The sequence below is a fragment of the Thioalkalivibrio sp. ALE31 genome, assembly GCF_000377405.1.
In the GTDB taxonomy this organism is placed as follows: domain Bacteria; phylum Pseudomonadota; class Gammaproteobacteria; order Ectothiorhodospirales; family Ectothiorhodospiraceae; genus Thioalkalivibrio.
Window position 1 is genome coordinate 185,994 of the sequence record NZ_KB905020.1, and the last position, 18,548, is coordinate 204,541.

At 66.8% G+C, this 18,548-nt stretch carries 17 protein-coding genes; 15 read left to right on the plus strand and 2 right to left on the minus strand.

The annotated features are described in order from the left end of the window. Positions 1 to 96 precede the first annotated feature (96 nt). The 15 genes from gyrA to galU all read left to right on the plus strand — a co-directional run bounded on the left by gyrA (position 97) and on the right by galU (position 16,120). Complete coding sequence (gyrA, locus tag D103_RS0100890) at positions 97 to 2,715, plus strand: DNA gyrase subunit A (protein ID WP_018875456.1); 2,619 nt, start codon at positions 97 to 99, stop codon at positions 2,713 to 2,715. Further along, positions 2,712 to 3,794 (plus strand): 3-phosphoserine/phosphohydroxythreonine transaminase, encoded by a 1,083-nt coding sequence (serC, locus tag D103_RS0100895; RefSeq protein ID WP_018875457.1) that lies wholly within the window; start codon positions 2,712 to 2,714, stop codon positions 3,792 to 3,794. Before gyrA ends, serC begins: the two co-directional genes overlap by 4 nt. Before the next feature lie 49 nt (positions 3,795 to 3,843). Further along, entirely contained in the window at positions 3,844 to 5,007 is a 1,164-nt protein-coding gene (locus D103_RS0100900) for a phosphoglycerate dehydrogenase (RefSeq protein ID WP_018875458.1), read from the plus strand. Between the two features lie 3 nt (positions 5,008 to 5,010). Further along, on the plus strand, positions 5,011 to 6,126 hold the full coding sequence (gene pheA / locus D103_RS0100905) for a prephenate dehydratase (RefSeq protein ID WP_018875459.1): 1,116 nt from the start codon (positions 5,011 to 5,013) through the stop codon (positions 6,124 to 6,126). Between the two features lie 32 nt (positions 6,127 to 6,158). Further along, positions 6,159 to 7,316, plus strand: a complete 1,158-nt coding sequence (hisC, locus tag D103_RS0100910) for a histidinol-phosphate transaminase (protein WP_018875460.1) — start codon at positions 6,159 to 6,161, stop codon at positions 7,314 to 7,316. Further along, positions 7,313 to 8,194, plus strand: a complete 882-nt coding sequence (locus D103_RS0100915) for a prephenate dehydrogenase/arogenate dehydrogenase family protein (RefSeq protein ID WP_018875461.1) — start codon at positions 7,313 to 7,315, stop codon at positions 8,192 to 8,194. The genes hisC and D103_RS0100915 overlap by 4 nt, the downstream gene beginning before the upstream one ends. A gap of 6 nt (positions 8,195 to 8,200) precedes the next feature. Next, complete coding sequence (gene aroA / locus D103_RS0100920; protein WP_018875462.1) at positions 8,201 to 9,505, plus strand: 3-phosphoshikimate 1-carboxyvinyltransferase; 1,305 nt, start codon at positions 8,201 to 8,203, stop codon at positions 9,503 to 9,505. Next, entirely contained in the window at positions 9,502 to 10,209 is a 708-nt protein-coding gene (gene cmk, locus D103_RS0100925) for a (d)CMP kinase (protein ID WP_018875463.1), read from the plus strand. Before aroA ends, cmk begins: the two co-directional genes overlap by 4 nt. Positions 10,210 to 10,258: 49 nt before the next feature. Then, positions 10,259 to 11,965 carry a 30S ribosomal protein S1 gene (rpsA, locus tag D103_RS0100930; RefSeq protein WP_255349376.1) on the plus strand — a complete coding sequence of 569 codons (1,707 nt, stop codon included), beginning with the start codon at positions 10,259 to 10,261 and terminating at the stop codon, positions 11,963 to 11,965. A gap of 93 nt (positions 11,966 to 12,058) precedes the next feature. After that, the gene (locus D103_RS0100935) at positions 12,059 to 12,355 is read left to right on the plus strand and encodes an integration host factor subunit beta (protein WP_018866299.1); all 297 of its coding nucleotides are present in this window, start codon (positions 12,059 to 12,061) and stop codon (positions 12,353 to 12,355) included. A 7-nt stretch (positions 12,356 to 12,362) separates the two neighbouring features. Further along, positions 12,363 to 12,680: a lipopolysaccharide assembly protein LapA domain-containing protein gene (locus D103_RS0100940; RefSeq protein ID WP_018875465.1), complete on the plus strand. Its 318-nt coding sequence runs from the start codon at positions 12,363 to 12,365 to the stop codon at positions 12,678 to 12,680. 66 nt (positions 12,681 to 12,746) lie between these two features. Then, on the plus strand, positions 12,747 to 13,979 hold the full coding sequence (locus D103_RS0100945; RefSeq protein ID WP_018875466.1) for a tetratricopeptide repeat protein: 1,233 nt from the start codon (positions 12,747 to 12,749) through the stop codon (positions 13,977 to 13,979). Next, positions 13,976 to 14,719, plus strand: coding sequence for an orotidine-5'-phosphate decarboxylase (pyrF, locus tag D103_RS0100950; RefSeq protein ID WP_155984730.1), 744 nt, complete (start codon positions 13,976 to 13,978; stop codon positions 14,717 to 14,719). The genes D103_RS0100945 and pyrF overlap by 4 nt, the downstream gene beginning before the upstream one ends. A gap of 126 nt (positions 14,720 to 14,845) precedes the next feature. Next, a complete protein-coding gene (locus tag D103_RS0100955) occupies positions 14,846 to 15,127 on the plus strand; it encodes a ComEA family DNA-binding protein (protein ID WP_018875468.1) in 282 nt (93 codons plus the stop codon). Positions 15,128 to 15,232: 105 nt separating this feature from the next. Beyond that, entirely contained in the window at positions 15,233 to 16,120 is an 888-nt protein-coding gene (gene galU / locus D103_RS0100960; RefSeq protein ID WP_018866304.1) for a UTP--glucose-1-phosphate uridylyltransferase GalU, read from the plus strand. Between the two features lie 24 nt (positions 16,121 to 16,144). On the opposite strand, the gene D103_RS0100965 is transcribed toward galU, so the two are convergent. Beyond that, positions 16,145 to 16,831, minus strand: a complete 687-nt coding sequence (locus tag D103_RS0100965) for a rhomboid family intramembrane serine protease (RefSeq protein WP_018875469.1) — start codon at positions 16,829 to 16,831, stop codon at positions 16,145 to 16,147. A 15-nt stretch (positions 16,832 to 16,846) separates the two neighbouring features. Continuing rightward, positions 16,847 to 18,538 carry a dihydroxy-acid dehydratase gene (gene ilvD / locus D103_RS0100970; protein WP_018875470.1) on the minus strand — a complete coding sequence of 564 codons (1,692 nt, stop codon included), beginning with the start codon at positions 18,536 to 18,538 and terminating at the stop codon, positions 16,847 to 16,849. Between the last annotated feature and the right edge of the window lie 10 nt (positions 18,539 to 18,548).

The window sequence follows — 18,548 nt, forward strand, 5'->3', positions numbered from 1 at the left end:
GCCCGGAGAACCGTTTTGAGGCGCGAAAAGCCGAGCCCCAGTGGTTACCCCTGTGGTATGATCGCGAGCTTGTTCAGACGGACGGCGTAACCCTCGATGGCTGAATTTGCCAAGGAAATCTTCCCGGTCAATCTCGAAGACGAGATGCAGCAGTCCTACCTCGATTACGCAATGAGCGTAATCGTGGGCCGGGCCCTCCCCGATGTCCGTGACGGCCTCAAGCCGGTCCATCGCCGCGTGCTCTACGCGATGCGCGAGCTGGGCAACGACTACAACAAGCCCTACAAGAAGTCGGCGCGTGTGGTCGGTGACGTGATCGGTAAGTACCACCCGCATGGCGATTCCGCCGTTTACGACGCCATCGTGCGCATGGCGCAGCCGTTCTCGATGCGCTACATGCTGGCCGACGGGCAGGGCAACTTCGGCTCCATCGACGGCGACTCCCCGGCGGCCATGCGGTACACCGAGGTGCGCATGGCGCGCATCGCGGCGGAACTGCTGGCCGACATCGACAAGGAAACCGTCGACTTCATCGACAACTACGACGGCTCCGAGAGCGAGCCGGCGGTGCTGCCGAGCAAGTTCCCCAACCTGCTGGTCAACGGCTCCGCCGGGATCGCGGTGGGGATGGCGACCAACATCCCGCCGCACAACCTGGGCGAGGTGATCAACGCCTGTGTGGCCCTGATCGACGATCCCGAGATTTCCATCGATGGTCTGATGGAACACCTGCCGGGCCCGGACTTCCCGACGGCCGGCATCATCAACGGCATCGAGGGCGTTCGCGAGGCCTACCGTACCGGTCGCGGCCGGGTCCTGATCCGGGCACGCTCGCATGTCGAGCCGCTGGAGGGTGGCCAGCGCGAGGCGATTGTGGTTACCGAGCTGCCCTACCAGGTGAACAAGGCACGCCTGACCGAGAAGATCGCGGAGCTGGTGAAGGAGAAGCGCATCGAGGGCATCTCCGAGCTGCGCGACGAGTCGGACAAGGACGGCATGCGTCTGGTCATCGAGCTCAAGCGTGGCGAGATGGCCGAGGTGGTCCTGAACCACCTGTACATGCACACCCAGATGCAGAACGTCTTCGGCATCAACATCGTCGCCCTGGTCGACGGACAGCCGAAGGTGCTGGATCTGCGTCAGGTGCTGGAGGCGTTCCTGCGGCATCGCCGCGAGGTGGTCACCCGGCGCACGATCTTCGATCTGCGCAAGGCCCGGGAGCGCGCCCATATCCTGGAAGGCCTGGCGATCGCGCTGGCCAACATCGATCCCGTGATCGAGCTGATCCGTGCGGCCCCCAACCCGGCCGAGGCCAAGGCCGGCCTGCTGGCCCGCGGCTGGCCGCTGGGCGTGGTCAGCGACATGCTGGACCGCGCCGGGGCCAGCGCCTCGCGACCGGAGGACCTGGCGCCGGAATACGGCGTGGGGGACGACGGCTATCGCCTGTCCGAGGCCCAGGCGCAGGCGATCCTCGACCTGCGCCTGCACCGCCTGACCGGGCTGGAACAGGACAAGATCCTGGACGAGTACCGCGAGCTGCTGGAGCTGATCGACGACCTGCTGGATATCCTCGGCTCCGGCGATCGCCTGCAACTGGAGATCCGCAACGAGCTGCTGGCCGTGGCCGAACAGTTCGGCGACGAGCGCCGCAGCGAGATCCGCGAACGCCAGGCCAACCTGACCCTGGAAGACCTGATCGGCGAGGAGGACGTGGTCGTCACGCTCTCGCACGCCGGCTACGTGAAGTACCAGCCAGTGGCGGACTACCGCGCGCAGCGCCGGGGCGGGCGTGGCAAGGCCGCGACCAGCTTCAAGGAAGAGGACTTCATCGACCGTCTGGTGGTGGCCAACACGCACGACACGATCCTGTGCTTCTCCAGCCGGGGTCGGGTGTACTGGCTGAAGGTTTACGAGCTGCCGCAGGGCTCGCGCGCCTCGCGCGGCAAGCCGATCGTGAACCTGCTGCCGCTGGAGTCCGACGAGCGGATCAACGCGATCCTGCCGGTGCGCGAATACGACCCGGACCACTATGTGTTCATGGTCACCGCGCAGGGGACAGTCAAGAAGACACCGCTGACGGATTTCTCGCGCCGCCGGGCCTCCGGCATCATCGCGGTGGATCTGCGCGAAGGCGACCACCTGGTGGACGTGTCCCTGACCGACGGCACCCTGGACGTGATGCTGGTGACCACGGCCGGCAAGGCCGTGCGCTTCCACGAGAGCGACGTGCGCGCCATGGGGCGCACCGCCTGTGGCGTGCGCGGGGTGCGCATGGAAGGCGATCACCGGGTGATTGCCCTGCTGAATGTAGACGAGGGATCGGCGCTGCTGGCGACCGAGCATGGCTACGGCAAACGCACCCGCTTCGACGAGTTCCCGGTCCACCGCCGTGGCGGCCAGGGCGTGATCGCGATCCAGACCGAGGGGCGCAACGGCCCGCTGGTCGGGGCTTCGCGGGTCCTGGACGATGACGAGGTGATGCTGATCACCAACGGCGGGACCCTGGTGCGCACGCCGGTGGATCAGATTCCGCTGATCGGGCGCAATACGCAGGGCGTGCGGCTGATTCGGCTTGACGAAGGCGAGAACCTGGTCGAGCTGGCCCGCGTGGCCCAGCTGCAGGGCGAGGCCGGCGACGAAGAATCCGACGAGATGGAAACCGGGGCGGACCCGGAGACGGGTCCCGAATCCAGCGACGATGGAGAACAGGCATGACGCGAGTGATGAACTTCAGCGCGGGGCCGGCGGCCCTGCCGCAGGCGGTACTCGAGCGGGCGCGTGACGAGCTGCTGGACTTCCGCGGGTCCGGGATGTCGGTGATGGAGATGAGTCACCGCGGCAAGCCGTTCATGGCCGTGGCCGAGAAGGCCGAGCAGGACCTGCGCAAGCTGATGAACATCCCCGAGAACTATTCGGTCCTGTTCCTGCAGGGCGGGGCGACCGGACAGTTCGCGGCCATCCCGCTGAACCTGGCCAATGGCCAGAGCACCGACTACATCGATACCGGGGCCTGGTCCGGCAAGGCGATCAAGGAGGCCCAGAAATACGGGCCGGTGAACATCGTGGCGAGTTCGCAGGCAAGCGGCTACGACTCGATCCCGGATCGTGCCTCCTGGAACCTGGACCCCAATGCCGCCTACGTGCACTACACGCCGAACGAGACCATCGGCGGCGTGGAGTTTCCCGATATCCCGGATGTGGGTGACGTGCCGCTGGTCGCGGACATGTCCTCGACCATCCTGTCGCGCCCGATCGATGTCTCGAAGTTTGGCGTGATCTATGCCGGGGCGCAGAAGAATATTGGACCGGCCGGCCTGACCGTGGTGATCGTGCGCAACGACCTGCTGGAACGCGAGCGCCAGGCACCCGTGCCGGCGGTGCTGGACTGGGCCCTGCAGGCAAAGAATGACTCGATGTACAACACCCCGCCGACCTTTGGCTGGTACCTGGCCGGGCTGGTGTTCGAGTGGCTCCTGGAGCAGGGCGGTCTGGAGGCGATGGCCGAGATCAACCAGCGCAAGGCCGCGAAGCTCTACCAGTACATCGACAATTCCGCCTTCTACCGGAACCCGGTGGAGCCCGCGTCCCGCTCCTGGATGAACGTGCCGTTCATCCTCGCGGACGACGCCCTGGACGGGTCCTTCCTGAACGAGGCCGATGCGGCCGGCCTGTCCTCGCTGAAGGGCCACCGGTCGGTGGGCGGCATGCGCGCCAGCATCTACAACGCCGTTCCGGAGAGCGCCGTGGATGCGCTGATCGAGTTCATGGCGGACTTCGAAAACCGCCACGCCTGATCCCGTCGAATCGCTGTTGCCGGGGACGCTACCGGACGAGGAGGTCGTGATGTACCGGATTCAGACCTACAACAACATCGCCGTGCGCGGGCTGGATCGTTTCCCGCGTGACCATTACGAGGTCGCCTCGGATATCAATCAGCCGGACGCGCTGATGCTGCGTTCCTTCGATCTGCATTCGGTGGAGATCCCGGATTCGGTCCTGGCGGTGGGGCGCGCCGGGAGCGGGGTCAACAATATCCCGGTGGCGGCCCTGTCCGAGCGCGGCGTGGCCGTGTTCAACGCCCCCGGCGCGAATGCCAATGCGGTGAAGGAACTGGTCATCGCCGGGCTGTTGCTGGGTGCCCGCAACCTGCTGCCGGCGGCTGGCTACGTGCAGGAACTGGACCCCTCGAAGGAAGACTTCATGTCCGCGGTGGAGCAGGGCAAGAAGAAGTTCACCGGCTTCGAACTGCCGGGCCGACGTCTGGCCGTGCTGGGCTTGGGGGCGATCGGGGTCGGCGTGGCCAATGCCGCCCGTGCGCTGGGCATGGAAGTGGTCGGTTTCGACCCCAAGGTCACGGTGGAAAACGCCTGGCGCCTGGATTCCGGCATCGAGCGGGCGCGCTCGGTGGAGGCGGCCATGGAAGGGGCCGACGCCGTCACCGTACACGTGCCGCTGACCGAGAATACCGCCAACCTGGTGAACGCCAAGACGCTGGCCGGCATGAACCCCGGGGCGATGGTGCTCAACCTGGCCCGCGAGGGGATCGTGGATGACGCCGCGGTGCGCGAAGGGCTGGATGCGGATCGACTGCATGCCTACATCACGGACTTTCCGGTACAGGGCATGGTGGGGCACCCGCGGGTGATCACCCTGCCGCATCTGGGCGCCTCGACGACCGAATCCGAGGAGAACTGCGCGGTCATGATCGCCGACCAGCTCCGGGACTACCTGGAGAACGGCAACGTGGTGAACTCCGTGAACCTGCCGACCCTGGTGCTGGACCGCAAGGGAGATACCCGCATCGCGATTATCAACCGGAACCTGCCGGACCGGGTCGGGCGCATCTCGCACACGCTGGGCGAATCGAATATCAACATCCTGCACCTGATGAATGACTCCCGTGGCGATCTGGCCTACACCCTGATGGACGTGGACGGCCACCCCGACGCGGAGACCCTGGACGCCCTGCACCGGATCGACGGCGTGCTGCGGGCCCGGGTGCTATAGGCGATGGCCGGGGATCCGCATTCGTCGCCATCCGCCGAGGACCGCGAAGACCTCGCGGCCCTGCGCGCGCGTATCGACGCGCTGGATGCCGAGCTCCTGGAGCGGCTGAGCGAGCGCGCCCGCTGCGCCGAGGCGGTGGCGCGGGTCAAGCGCAGCCAGGAGAGCGACCCGGTGTTCTACCGTCCGGAGCGCGAGGCCGAGATCCTTCGGCGGGTGCGCGAACGGAATCCCGGCCCGCTGTCCGACGAGGCCATCACGCGGCTGTTCCGCGAGATCATGTCCGAGTGCCTGGCGCTCGAGCATCCGCTCCATGTCGCCTATCTCGGACCGGTGGGGACCTTCACTCACCTGGCGGCGCGCAAGCACTTCGGCCATGCCGTCGAGACCCAGCCGCTGGCCTCGATCGATGCGGTGTTCGGCGCGGTGGAGACCGGGCGCGCGCAGTTCGGCGTGGTTCCCATCGAGAACAGCTCCGAGGGGGTCGTCACCCACACCGTGGACTGCTTCATGGATTCCTCCCTCCAGATCTGTGGCGAGGTCGTGACCCCGATCCACCACCACTTGCTGTCCCGGGCCGAGGATCTCGGGCAGGTACGGCGGGTCCTCGCGCATGCGCAGGCGCTGGCGCAATGCCGCCAGTGGCTGGATAGCGAGCTGCCCCATGCCGAGCGCGAGGCGGTCTCCAGCAACGCCCGCGCGGCCGAGATCGCGGCACAGGATTCGACCGCGGCGGCGCTGGCCAGCCAGGCGGCGGCCGAACACTACGACGTCCCGGTGCGGGCCCCGCATGTGGAGGATCGCGCCGACAACACGACCCGTTTCCTGATCATCGGCTCTGGGACCACGCAACCCAGCGGGGCGGACCGTACATCGGTGATGCTGAGTACCGCCAACCGGCCGGGGTCGCTGTATTCGCTGCTCAAGCCGATCGCGGAGGCCGGCATCAGCCTGACCCGGATCGAGTCGCGCCCCTCGCGCTGCACGCCGTGGAACTACGTGTTCTTTCTCGATCTGGTCGGGCACCAGCAGGACCCGTTGATCCGCGACTGCCTGGAGCAGCTGCGCGCCAGTGCCGATACCGTCAAGGTCCTGGGGAGCTATCCCCAGGCCGCCACCTGACACGCCCACCCGCTATCCCCGAGGTTTCCCGCATGGCATCCAACCCTTCCGTATCCGCTGCGGCCGGCCCGGGCTTTGATCCCGAGGCCCTGGCGGTCGCCGGGGTCCAGGGCCTCAGCCCGTATCAGCCCGGCAAGCCCGTCGCCGCACTGGAGCGCGAACTGGGTATTCGCCAGGCGATCAAGCTGGCCTCCAACGAGAACCCCCTGGGCCCGTCGCCGCTTGCGGTGGAGGCGGGCCGCGCGGCGCTGGCCGAGGCCCATGTCTATCCCGACGGGAACGGCTTCGAGCTGAAGGCGCGACTGGCCGAGCGCCACGGCGTCGCCCCGGAACAGATCACGCTCGGAAACGGCTCCAACGAGGTGCTGGAGCTGGTCGCGCGCACCTGGCTGGCACCGGGGCGAGCCGCCGTGTTTTCCGCGCATGCGTTTGCGGTTTACCCGCTGGTTACCCAGGCGGTCGATGCCGAGGCACGGGTCGCGCCCGCGCTGGGGGCCGACCATCCGGAGCAGCCCTTCGGGCATGATCTCGAGGCCATGCGGGCACGGGTGGATGGCGACGTGCGCGTGGTGTTCGTGGCCAATCCGAACAATCCCACCGGGACCTGGCTGGAGGGTTCGGCGCTGGAGGCCTTCGTGGCGGCGATGCCGGCGACCACCGTGGTGGTCGTGGACGAGGCCTATTTCGAATACGTCGAGGCAGCCGGGTATCCGGACACTACGCAGTGGCTGGATCGCTACCCAAACCTGATCGTGACCCGGACCTTCTCCAAGATCCAGGGCCTGGCCGGACTGCGCCTGGGGTACGCGGTCAGTTCCCCGGCGGTCGCCGACCTGCTCAACCGGGTCCGACAGCCGTTCAATGTCAACGCCATTGCCCAGGCCGCGGGCCTTGCGGCGCTGGACGATACCGCGCATGTGGAGAGATCGGTGGCCGTCAACCGCGACGGGTTGCGGCAGGTGACAGCGGCCCTGCGGGATAAGGGGCTGCGTGTGATTCCGTCGGTGGGGAACTTCGTGACCTTTGACACCGGGCGTGATCCGGCCCCGGTATACGAAGGCCTGCTGCGCGAGGGCGTCATCACGCGGCCGGTGGAGAATTACGGCCTGCCCGGTCACCTGCGGGTCACCCTCTCGACCCGGGAAGACAACGACCGCTTCCTCGCGGCACTCGACAAGGTCCTGGCGTGATCGAACGGCTGGTCATCTTTGGCGTCGGCCTGATCGGCGGCTCGCTGGCGCTGGCCCTGCGCGAGGCCGGCGCGGTCCGCGAGGTCGTCGGCTGCTCGCGCAATGCCGACAACCTGCGCGAAGCCAAGCGGCTGGGCGTGATCGACCGCTGGACCACGGACGTCGCCGCGGCCGCGGAGGGCGCCGACCTGGGCGTGCTCGCCGTGCCATTGGGCGCGATGGAGCCGCTCGCCCGCGACCTGGCGGCCGCCTGGCCCGAGGACAGCCCGCTAACCGACGTGGGCAGCAGCAAGCAGGCGGTGATCGATGCGGTGGGCGCCGGCTTCGGTGCGGTCCCGCGCGCCTTCGTGCCCGGCCACCCGATCGCCGGGACCGAGAAAAGCGGGGTAGGGGCCGCCTTCCCCAGTCTGTTCCGCGATCGCCTGGTGATCCTGACGCCGGCCGATGCCACCAACCCGCTGGCCACGGACCGCGTGGCGGCCATGTGGCAGGCCGCCGGCGCGCGGGTCGAATACATGACCCCGGCGCATCATGACCGGGTCCTGGCCGCGACCAGCCACCTGCCGCATGTGCTCGCGTTCACGCTGGTCTCGTCGCTGGCGAACATGAGCGAACGCGACGAGATCTTTCACTACGCCGCCGGCGGGTTTCGCGACTTCACGCGCATCGCCTCCAGTGACCCGGTGGTCTGGCGCGATATCTGCCTGGCCAACCGCGACGCCATCCTCGAGGTCATCGGGCAATACCAGAACGACCTCGAGACGCTGCGCGGCGCGATCGAACGCGGCGATGCCGCCACCATCGAACAAAGCTTTGAACATGCCAAGGAAACCCGCGATCGCCTCTGCGACCCCGCGGATGCACAACTGGATACCTGAAACCCCATGAATACCTTTACCGTACAGCCCGGAGGCCAGCTTGCGGGCCACGCCCGCGTGCCGGGCGACAAATCGATTTCCCACCGCGCCATCATGCTCGGGGCGCTGGCCGAGGGCGAGACCCATGTGACCGGCTTTCTCGAAGGGGCGGATTGCATCGCCACGCTGGAGGCCTTCCGCGCGATGGGCGTGGCCATCGAACGCACCGGACCGGGCTGCGTGCGCATCCAGGGCGCCGGTCTTCGCGGGCTGCAGGCCCCGCCGACTGCGCTGGACATGGGCAACTCGGGGACCGCGATGCGGCTGCTGTGCGGGGTCCTCGCCGGGCAGGCCTTCGACAGTGAACTGGTCGGCGATCGCTCCCTCTCCGGGCGTCCGATGCGCCGGGTCACCAACCCGCTGGCCCGCATGGGGGCCAGGATCGAGACCAGCGATGCCGGGACGCCCCCCCTGCGGGTGCACGGCGGCGCCTCCCTGCGGGGTACCGACCATGTGCTCGAGGTCGCCAGCGCCCAGGTCAAATCCGCCCTGCTACTGGCAGGCCTGTGGGCAGATGGCAAGACCTGCGTCACCGAGCCGGCACCCACGCGGGATCACACCGAACGCATGCTGGCCGGCTTCGGTTACGCAGTCGAACGCGACGGGCCTCGGGCCTGCGTCGAGGGGGGTGGCCGGCTGGTCGCGAGTCCGGTCGATGTGCCGGCGGATATCTCCTCGGCCGCCTTTTTCCTGGTCGGGGCCTCGATCGCGGCCGGTTCGCGCATGCGTCTGGAGCATGTCGGCATCAATCCGACCCGCACCGGTGTGATCGATATCCTGCGCCTGATGGGCGCCGAGATCCGCATCCTCAACGAACGCGAGGCAGGCGGCGAGCCGGTGGCGGATCTGGAGGTCGAGGCCGCCCCGCTCAAGGGGATCCAGATTCCGGAGCACCTGGTGCCGCTGGCGATCGACGAATTCCCCGCGATCTTCGTCGCCGCGGCCTGCGCCGAGGGCGAGACCGTACTGACCGGCGCCGAGGAGCTGCGGGTCAAGGAGAGCGACCGTATCCAGGTGATGGCGGACGGCCTCGCCGCACTCGGCGTCGACTGCGCGGTGCAGCCGGATGGTATCCGGATCCGGGGTGGCGACGGCTTCACCGGTGGCGAGATCAACAGTCATGGCGACCACCGTATCGCCATGTCATTCGCGATGGCGGGTCTGCGGGCCACCGCCCCCATCCGGATCCACGATTGCGCGAACGTGGGTACATCCTTCCCCGGCTTTGTGGCGCTTGCACGCGAGGCCGGTCTGCAGCTGGAGGCCGCATGAGTTCGGAAATTCCGGTACTGACCATCGACGGCCCGGGCGGGGCCGGCAAGGGCACGGTCTGCATGCGCGTGGCCGCCGCCATGGGCTGGCATCTGCTGGACAGCGGAGCGCTGTACCGTCTGTTGGGGCTGGCGGCACGCCAGCACGGGGTCGAGCTGACCGACGAGGCCGCGCTCGCTCGACTGGCCGCCGGTCTCGACGTCGACTTCGAGGTGAATCGAGACGCCACGGCGGTGACGACCCTGCTGGAGGGGGCGCCGGTCGATCAGCTGCTGCGCACCGAACAGGCGGGCAGCGATGCCTCCCGGGTGGCCGCCATCCCGGCCGTTCGCGATGCCCTGCTGGAGCGCCAGCGCGGCTTCGCCAAGCCCCCCGGGCTGGTCGCGGACGGGCGCGATATGGGGACCGTGGTCTTCCCCGCGGCGGACCTGAAGATCTTTCTCACGGCCTCCGCCGAGGAAAGGGCGCGCCGGCGTTACATGCAGTTGAAGGAACAAGGACTTAGTGCTAATCTCTCCGCCCTTCAGGACGAGATGGAGGCCCGCGACCGTCGCGACCGCGAACGCAGCGTGGCCCCCCTCAAGCCCGCCGAAGATGCCTGGGAACTGGATACCACGGACCTCGACATCGTTGGCGTGGTGGACATGATCCTGGAGCGCCTCCGGGACGTACTCCCGGAACAAAGCCCCCGCCCCGCGGAATAAGCCGTCGGAAGCGGGATCATCAACGTCTAGAACTGGTTGCAGGAAGTTTCTGCAAGCATTTGTTAAACCACAGGTTCACAAATCCATGAGTGAAAGTTTCGCGCAACTGCTCGAAGAGAGCATGGCCTACACCCAGATGCAGCCGGGTGCCATCCTCAGTGCCACCGTCATTGAGGTCACCCCGGACGTCGTCGTGGTGAACGCCGGCCTGAAGTCCGAGGGGGTCATCCCCACCGAGCAGTTCATGAACGACGAGGGTGAGCTCGAGGTCAAGGTCGGCGATGTCGTCGAAGTGGCCCTCGAGACCCCGGAAGACGGTTTCGGCGAGACGCGCATGTCGCGCGAAAAGGCCAAGCGGGCCAAGGCCTGGGACCGTCTCGAAGCTGCGATGGAAGAAGAGCAGTACGTCACCGGCAAGATCTCCGGCAAGGTCAAGGGCGGTTACACCGTCGAGCTGGGCGATATCCGTGCGTTCCTGCCCGGTTCACTCGTGGATGTCCGTCCGGTGCGCGATACCGCGTATCTGGAAGGCAAGGAGCTGGAATTCAAGCTCATCAAGCTGGATCGCCGCCGCAACAACGTGGTCGTGTCGCGCCGCGCCGTGGTCGAGCAGGAATACAGCGCCGAGCGCGAGGAACTGCTGAAGAACCTGCAGGAAGGCGCGCAGGTCAAGGGCATCGTCAAGAACCTCACCGATTACGGTGCGTTCCTGGATCTGGGCGGCATCGACGGCCTGCTGCACATCACCGACATGGCCTGGAAGCGCGTCAAGCATCCGTCCGACGTGGTCGAGATCGGCCAGGAAGTCGAGGTCAAGGTCCTGAAGTTCGATCGCGAGCGCATGCGTGTGTCGCTGGGCCTGAAGCAGCTGGGCGAGGATCCGTGGGAGAACATCACCCGCCGTTACCCGACCGGCACCCGCATCTTCGGCAAGGTCACCAACATCACCGACTACGGCTGCTTCGTGGAAATCGAAGACGGCGTGGAAGGCCTGGTGCACGTGTCCGAGATGGACTGGACCAACAAGAACGTCAACCCGGGCAAGATGGTCGCGATCGGCGACGAGGTCGAGGTGATGATCCTGGACCTGGACGAAGAACGCCGCCGCATCTCGCTGGGCATGAAGCAGTGCCAGTCGAATCCGTGGGACGACTTCGCGGCCAACCACAACCGCGGCGAGAAGGTCAGCGGCCAGATCAAGTCGATCACCGATTTCGGCGTGTTCGTGGGCCTGGAAGGTGGCATCGACGGCCTGATCCACCTTTCCGATCTGTCCTGGCACGAAGCGGGCGAAGAAGCCATTCGCAACTTCAAGAAGGGTGACGAGGTCGAGGCCGTGGTCCTGTCCGTGGATCCCGAGCGCGAGCGTATCTCCCTGGGCCTGAAGCAGCTGGATCGCGATCCGTTCGCCAACTTCGTGGCCGAGCACAGCAAGGGCAGCATTGTCTCCGGCACGGTCAAGGAAGTGGATGCCAAGGCAGCCGTGGTCGAACTGGCTGACGGCATCGACGGCATCCTGCGCGCGGCCGATATCTCCCAGGACCGCGTGGAAGACGCCAGCACCGTGCTGAAGGTGGGCGATACGGTCGAGGCCAAGTTCATGGGCGTCGACAAGAAGACCCGCGCCATCAGCCTGTCGATCAAGGCCAAGGACCGGGCGGAAGAAGCCGAGATGGTCTCCGACTACGGCAGTAATGCCGGCGGCGGTACCACGCTGGGCGATCTGCTGAAGGAACAGATGGACAAGAACGACTAAGTCCGTTCCGTCGTGGCCCGCGGTGCCAAGGGGTGCCGTGGGCCATTTTGTACCGGGAAACCGGATTTCCTTCCTGTCTGTGACGAGTGCCAGATGACCAAATCGGAATTGATCGAGAACCTCGCCCGGAAGTCACCTCATCTGCCAGCCAGGGACGTGGAGATGTCCGTCAAGGCATTGCTCGAACGCATGAGCCACGCGCTGGCGAACGGGCAACGGGTGGAGATTCGCGGCTTTGGCAGCTTTTCGCTGCACTTCCGGCCACCCCGACTGGGCCGGAACCCCAAGACCGGTGAAGGCGTTGCCTTGCCCGGCAAGCATGTCCCTCATTTCAAGCCCGGCAAGGAATTGCGCGAACGGGTAAACGATTCTGTAGCCGAAAACGGCTAGACCGTCCATGGACGAGCGGCGGCGACAGAAGATTCGCAACACCGTGGCGTTTGTCGCGCTGATCCTGATCTCGTCCGCGGTCGGTATTCTTGTTGTTCTGAACGAAGCCCTGGTGACACTGGTGTTGCCGGGTCTCGAGATCGAGGCCCCCCTGGTGGTGTTCCTCGGGTTGGCCGCCTTGTTTGGAGTGATCCTGGCCTCGCTGGTGCTCTGGCTGCGCCTGCGCCGGCTGCGGCAGAAGATCGCCGACCTGCGCGAGCAGAACCATGCCCTCAAGGTCGAGGTCGAGCAGCTGCGTACCGCACCCATGCGGGATTTCTACTAGCCGCATCGCCATGCGGTCTTCCATACCTTTTGTTTCGCTGTCCGTACCCGGGGAGCGTACTCGCCGATGATCAATGACTGGTTCTGGTTGCTGCTCCCGCTCGCCGCGGCAAGTGGTTGGTGGCTGGCACGCTATGGCGTGCCGGAAGACCAGGAAGAGCGCGAGCCGTCACTGGATCGTTACCTCGAGGGCGTACGCCACCTGCTGGATGATCGCACCGATGATGCGCTGCAGGCCTTCATCGAGATGGTGGAGGTCGATCACGAGACTTTCGAGACGCATGTAATCCTCGGGCGGCTGTTCCGGCGCCGGGGCGAGGTGGATCGCGCCATTCGCATCCACCAGAACCTGGTGGCGCGCCCGACGCTGCCGGCGGCCCAGCGGGCCCAGGCCCTTTGCGAGCTCGGCGAGGACTTCCTGCTGGCGGGAGTGCTGGACCGGGCCGAGGCCGTCTTTCGCGAACTCGCGGACTCGCCGCACCAGGCCGTGCCGGCCCTGGAGGGCCTGCGCCAGGTCTACGAAACCCAGCGGGAATGGGAGCGGGCGATCGAGGTGGGCGACCGGCTGAAGGCGCATGGGGTCGCCCATGAACAGCTGCGGATCGCCCACTACCACTGCGAACTGGCGCGGATCGCGCTGGACCAGGACGACCACGAGGAGGCGAGGGCGCGCGCGAAACAGGCCGAGGAACTGGTTCCCGGTCTGTCGCGGGCTCTGCTGATCCAGTCGGAGATTGCGGCGCGCGCCGGCGAGATCCGCGAGGCGATCCGGTTCGGGCGGGATGCCGTGGCGCGCACCCCGCAACTGGCGCCTCTCCTGGTGCCCCGGATCGAGCGCCTGCATCAGGAACTGCCCGGCGAGAACCGTCTGGGGCAGCTGGAGGAACTCCTGGACGACCTGGCCCGAAGTCGCGGGATCACCATGGCGCGGATTGCCCTGATGCGGCTGTACCGGCGCACGGGACGGCTGGACGCCGCGCTTTCCGAACTGGGGCAGATCCTGGCGCAACGCCCGGTCCCGACCTCGGGCCTGCTGGAGGCGGTTCGCTGGATGAAGATCCTGCCGGCGGTGCAGCAATACAGCACGGAATTCTCGGCGTTCGAGAAGGCCCTGGCCGACCAGCTTGGCAGCCAACACTTGTACCAATGCGGGAACTGCGGCTACCAGGGACGGGCGCATGTATGGCAGTGCCCGAGCTGCCGGCGCTGGGATACCCTGCGCGGGCTTGATTTCGATATCGACCAGACGACGGAAGCCGCCGAGGAGGCGTTGATCCGCGAAGGGAGCCACCACCCATGAGCCGACCCACGACAGTGACCCCGGAACCCGCCACGCGCCTGATCGTCGCCCTCGACTTTGCAGAGGCCGATGCGGCGCTGGCATTCGCCCGACAACTCGACCCGGCGCAGTGCGCCCTGAAGGTCGGCTTCGAACTGTTCGTGGTCGCCGGTCCGGCGCTGCTGCAAAGGCTCCACGACCTCGGCTTTCGGGTGTTTCTGGACCTGAAGTTTCACGACATCCCGAATACCGTGGCGGCTGCCTGCCGGGCCGCGGCGCGTACCGGCGTGTGGCTGATCAACGTACATGCCAGCGGCGGCCTGGAGATGATGCGGGCCGCACACGAAGCGGTACGCGAAACCAACGACACCACGGCGCTGCTGGCCGTCACGGTGCTGACCTCCAGCGACGCCGGCACCCTGCGTGAGATCGGCGTGAGTCGCGAGCCGGCCGATCAGGTGGGCTTGCTGGGGGAACTGGCGATACACAAGGCGGGGCTGGAGGGCCTGGTGTGCTCGGCGCAGGAGGCCGCCATGCTGCGGCGCCGGCTGGGCGAGCGGCCACTCCTGGTAACACCGGGGATCCGGCTGGAAGACACGGGAGGCGATGACCAGAAGCGTGTCATGACCCCCGAGCGGGCCCTGGAGGCGGGCGCCAGCGCGATCGTGGTCGGCCGGCCGATCACCCGCGCCCCCGACCCGGCCGCGGCGATGGAGGCCTTCGTCACAAGCCTGAACATGCCGAATGACGCCGTGGAATGAGGGGGTTTTCCGGCGGGGCTGTTCTCGCTAGGATGCCCGGGTAGTCTCGGGTTGAAGGTTGGAATCCGGGTCTACCACGCGGTGCACGGATGCACCGATCGTTCAACGAAGATAAGGAGCGTTTTCATGAACAAGCTGTTCCAATGCGCGAAGTGCTGGGCCCTGGCGGGCCTCTGTGTCCTGCCACTGGTCATGGTGACCGCATCGGGTGGCCAGCCGGTCAACCTGAACGGGGCATCGGCCGACGAGCTGGCCGCACTGGAGAACGTGGGACCGGTCAAGGCGCAAGCCATTGTGGAGCACCGCGAGGCACACGGTGACTTCGCCTCGGTCCAGGCCCTGACCGAGGTGTCCGGGATTGGCGAGCGCACCGTGGAGATGAACCTCGAGCGCATCGTCGTCGAGTAGCGAGACGGGTGGCGGCATGGGCCGCCACTCACTACCGGCCCCCGGTCGACGGGTCCGAAAGGATGCGTTGGCCGGGGGTTTGCTGTGAAGTCACCAGGAGAAGGAATGAGCCAGAATCACGCCCCGATTCGTACCGCCGTGTTCCCGGTTGCCGGGATGGGTACGCGCTTTCTGCCGGCGACCAAGGCAAACCCGAAAGAGATGCTTCCGGTCGTGGACAAGCCGTTGATCCAGTACGCGGCGGAGGAGGCCGTTGCCGCCGGCATCGAGACCCTGGTGTTCGTGACCGGGCGAAACAAGCGATCCATTCCGGATCACTTCGACAAGGCCTACGAACTCGAACACGAGCTGGAAGAGCGGGGCAAGACCGAACTGCTCGAGCAGGTTCGGAACATCGTTCCCCCCAATGTGACCTGCGTCTATGTGCGTCAGTCCGACGCACTCGGTCTCGGACATGCGGTGGCCTGCGCGCATCCGATCGTCCGCAACGAACCCTTCGCGGTAATCCTGGCCGATGACCTGATCGAATCGGCCAACGGCGGGGCGACGCGGCAGATGGTCGAGCAGTACGCCGAGCACGGCTGCAGCGTGCTGGGGGTGGAGGAGGTGCCGCCCGATCGCACCCACCAGTACGGCATCATCGACCCGGTGCAGACCGGCCCGCGCAGCTGGGACGTCAAGGGCATCGTGGAAAAGCCCGACCCCGACCATGCGCCATCCAGTGTCGCGGTGGTCGGGCGCTATGTCCTGACCCCGAAGATCTTCGAAATGCTGGCAACCCAGAAGCCGGGGGCGGGCGGCGAGATCCAGCTGACGGACGCGATCGCACGCCTGCTCGAACTGGAACGGGTGACGGCCTTCAACTTCGAGGGGCGTCGCTTCGACTGTGGGTCGAAGCTGGGTTACCTGGAGGCGACGGTGGAGTTTGCACTCAACCATCCGGAACTGAAGGACGACTTCGCCGCATACCTCCGGGCCCGCTCGGCGGGCTGATCGAGTCCGTCACAACCCGGGCCGCTACCACCAGAAACGGCGCTGGCGCGGCCGGATGGGCAGGCGGCCGCGCCAGTACTGGATCAGCAAGAAGCCGAAGGCCATGCCGCCCAGGTGGGCGAAGTGGGCGATGCCGGCGAGGGTGCCCGAGATTCCCAGGTACAGTTCCAGCGCCCCGTAGCCGATGACGAAATACTTCGCCTTGATCGGAATCGGCAGGAAGATCAGGAACAGGCGCTGGTTGGGGAACATCATCCCGAACGCCAGCAGAACCCCGAATACGCCCCCCGACGCGCCGATGGTCGGATAGATCATGTCGCCGTTGCCGTAGGCGGTCACGAACAGCTGCACCAGCCCGGCCCCGATCACGCAGACCAGGAAATACACGGCGAAGGTGCGCGAGCCCCAGGCATTCTCGATCTGCACGCCCAGCATCCACACGGCAAACAGGTTCACGAACAGGTGAATCGGGCCGCCGTGCAGGAAGCCGTAGGTCACCAGCTGCCATAACTGGAAGTCCGGAACCCGCATCCAAGTGCCGTCCTGGTGGATAGTGGCCGGGGTGCCGACGGGCCAGAGCCCGAAATGGTTGACGAGCCAGTCGCCCAGCCAGGGCATCGCGAGAAACAGAGCGACGTTGGTGATCAGCAGGAAGCCGATCACCGGCGGCAGCATGCTGAAATCGGGGTGCCGCGGATCCGGATGCGTCATGGGCGCGGGCGGGCGTCAGGTGCCGCTGAAGTCGTCGGTCACGGCGCCTCGGCTCGCCGAACCCACCAGCCGGGCATACTTGCCCAGCACCCCGCGATCAAAGCGCGGGGCGGGGGTCGTCCAGCGGGCGCGCCGACGCTCCAGCTCGGTGTCATCGACCTGCAGGGCCAGGCGGTTCTCGCTGGCATCAATCTCGATGACGTCGCCGTCCTGGACCAGCGCGATCGTGCCGCCGACGGCGGCCTCCGGCGCGACATGGCCAACCACCATCCCGTAGGTGCCGCCGGAGAAGCGACCATCGGTAATCAGGCCGACCGCATCGCCCAGACCAGCCCCGATAATGGCTGCGGTGGGGGCCAGCATCTCGCGCATGCCGGGCCCGCCGCGCGGGCCCTCGTAGCGGATGACCAGGATATCCCCCGCCTGGATCCGTCCGGCCAGGATCGCGTCCAGGCATTCTTCCTCGGAATCAAAGCAGCGCGCGGGGCCCGAGATCGCGGTCCGCTTGAGACCAGTGATCTTGGCCACGGCGCCCTCGGCGGCCAGATTCCCCTTGAGGATGGCCAGGTGCCCGTGTGGATACAGCGGCCGGTCGAGGGGGCGAATGATGTCCTGGTCCTCCGGGGGAGTCGGAGGGATATCGCGCAGGGTCTCGGCCAGCGTCGCGCCGGTGATGGTCAGGCAGTCGCCGTGCAACCACCCGGCATCCAGCAGCATCTTCATGACCTGGGGTGTCCCGCCCACTGCATGGAACTGGGTGGTGACATAGCGCCCGGAAGGCTTCAGGTCGCACAGGACCGGGACCTTGCGTCGAACCCGCTCGACATCGTCGATGTCCAGCGGCACCTCCGCCGCGTGCGCGATCGCCAGCAGATGGAGTACGGCATTGGTGGAACCGCCCAGCGCCATGACCACGGCGAGGGCATTCTCGAAGGCCTCGCGGGTCAGAATGTCGCGTGGCCGGCGGTTGGCGTGGATTGCGTCCAGCAGGACCTCCGCCGAACGCGCCGCGGAATCGCCCTTTTCCGGGTCCTCCGCCGCCTGGGTGGAGGACCCGGGCAGGCTCATCCCCATGGCCTCGAAGGCGCTGGACATGGTGTTGGCGGTAAACATGCCGCCACAGGAACCGGCGCCGGGGCAGGCGTTCTTCTCCACGCCCAGCAGATCCTCGTCGGACAGCTTGCCAGCCCCATGCTGTCCCACGGCCTCGAAGGCGCTGACAATGGTCAGGTCCTGGTTCTTGTAGTGCCCCGGCTTGATCGTGCCGCCGTAGACGAAGATCCCGGGCACATTGAGCCGGGCCAGCGCGATCATCGCTCCGGGCATGTTCTTGTCGCAGCCACCGGTGGCCAGGATGCCGTCCAGGCTCTGGCCATTGACGACGGTCTCGATGGCGTCCGCGATGACCTCGCGCGAGACCAGGGAGTACTTCATCCCGGGGGTGCCCATCGAGATGCCGTCGGAGATGGTGATCGTGCCGAAGGTCTGGGGCATGCCCCCGGCCTGACGCACCGCCTGCTCGGCGCGGGCGGCGAGGGCGCCGATCCCCATATTGCAGGGGGTGATGGTGCTGTGGGCGTTGGCGATCCCCACGATCGGGCGCCGGAAATCGTCATCTCCGAAACCGACCGCGCGCAGCATCGCGCGATTCGGCGTCCGGCGGGGGCCTTCGGTGACGACGCGACTGCGCCGGTTGTCCTGTGCCATATGCGTCCCT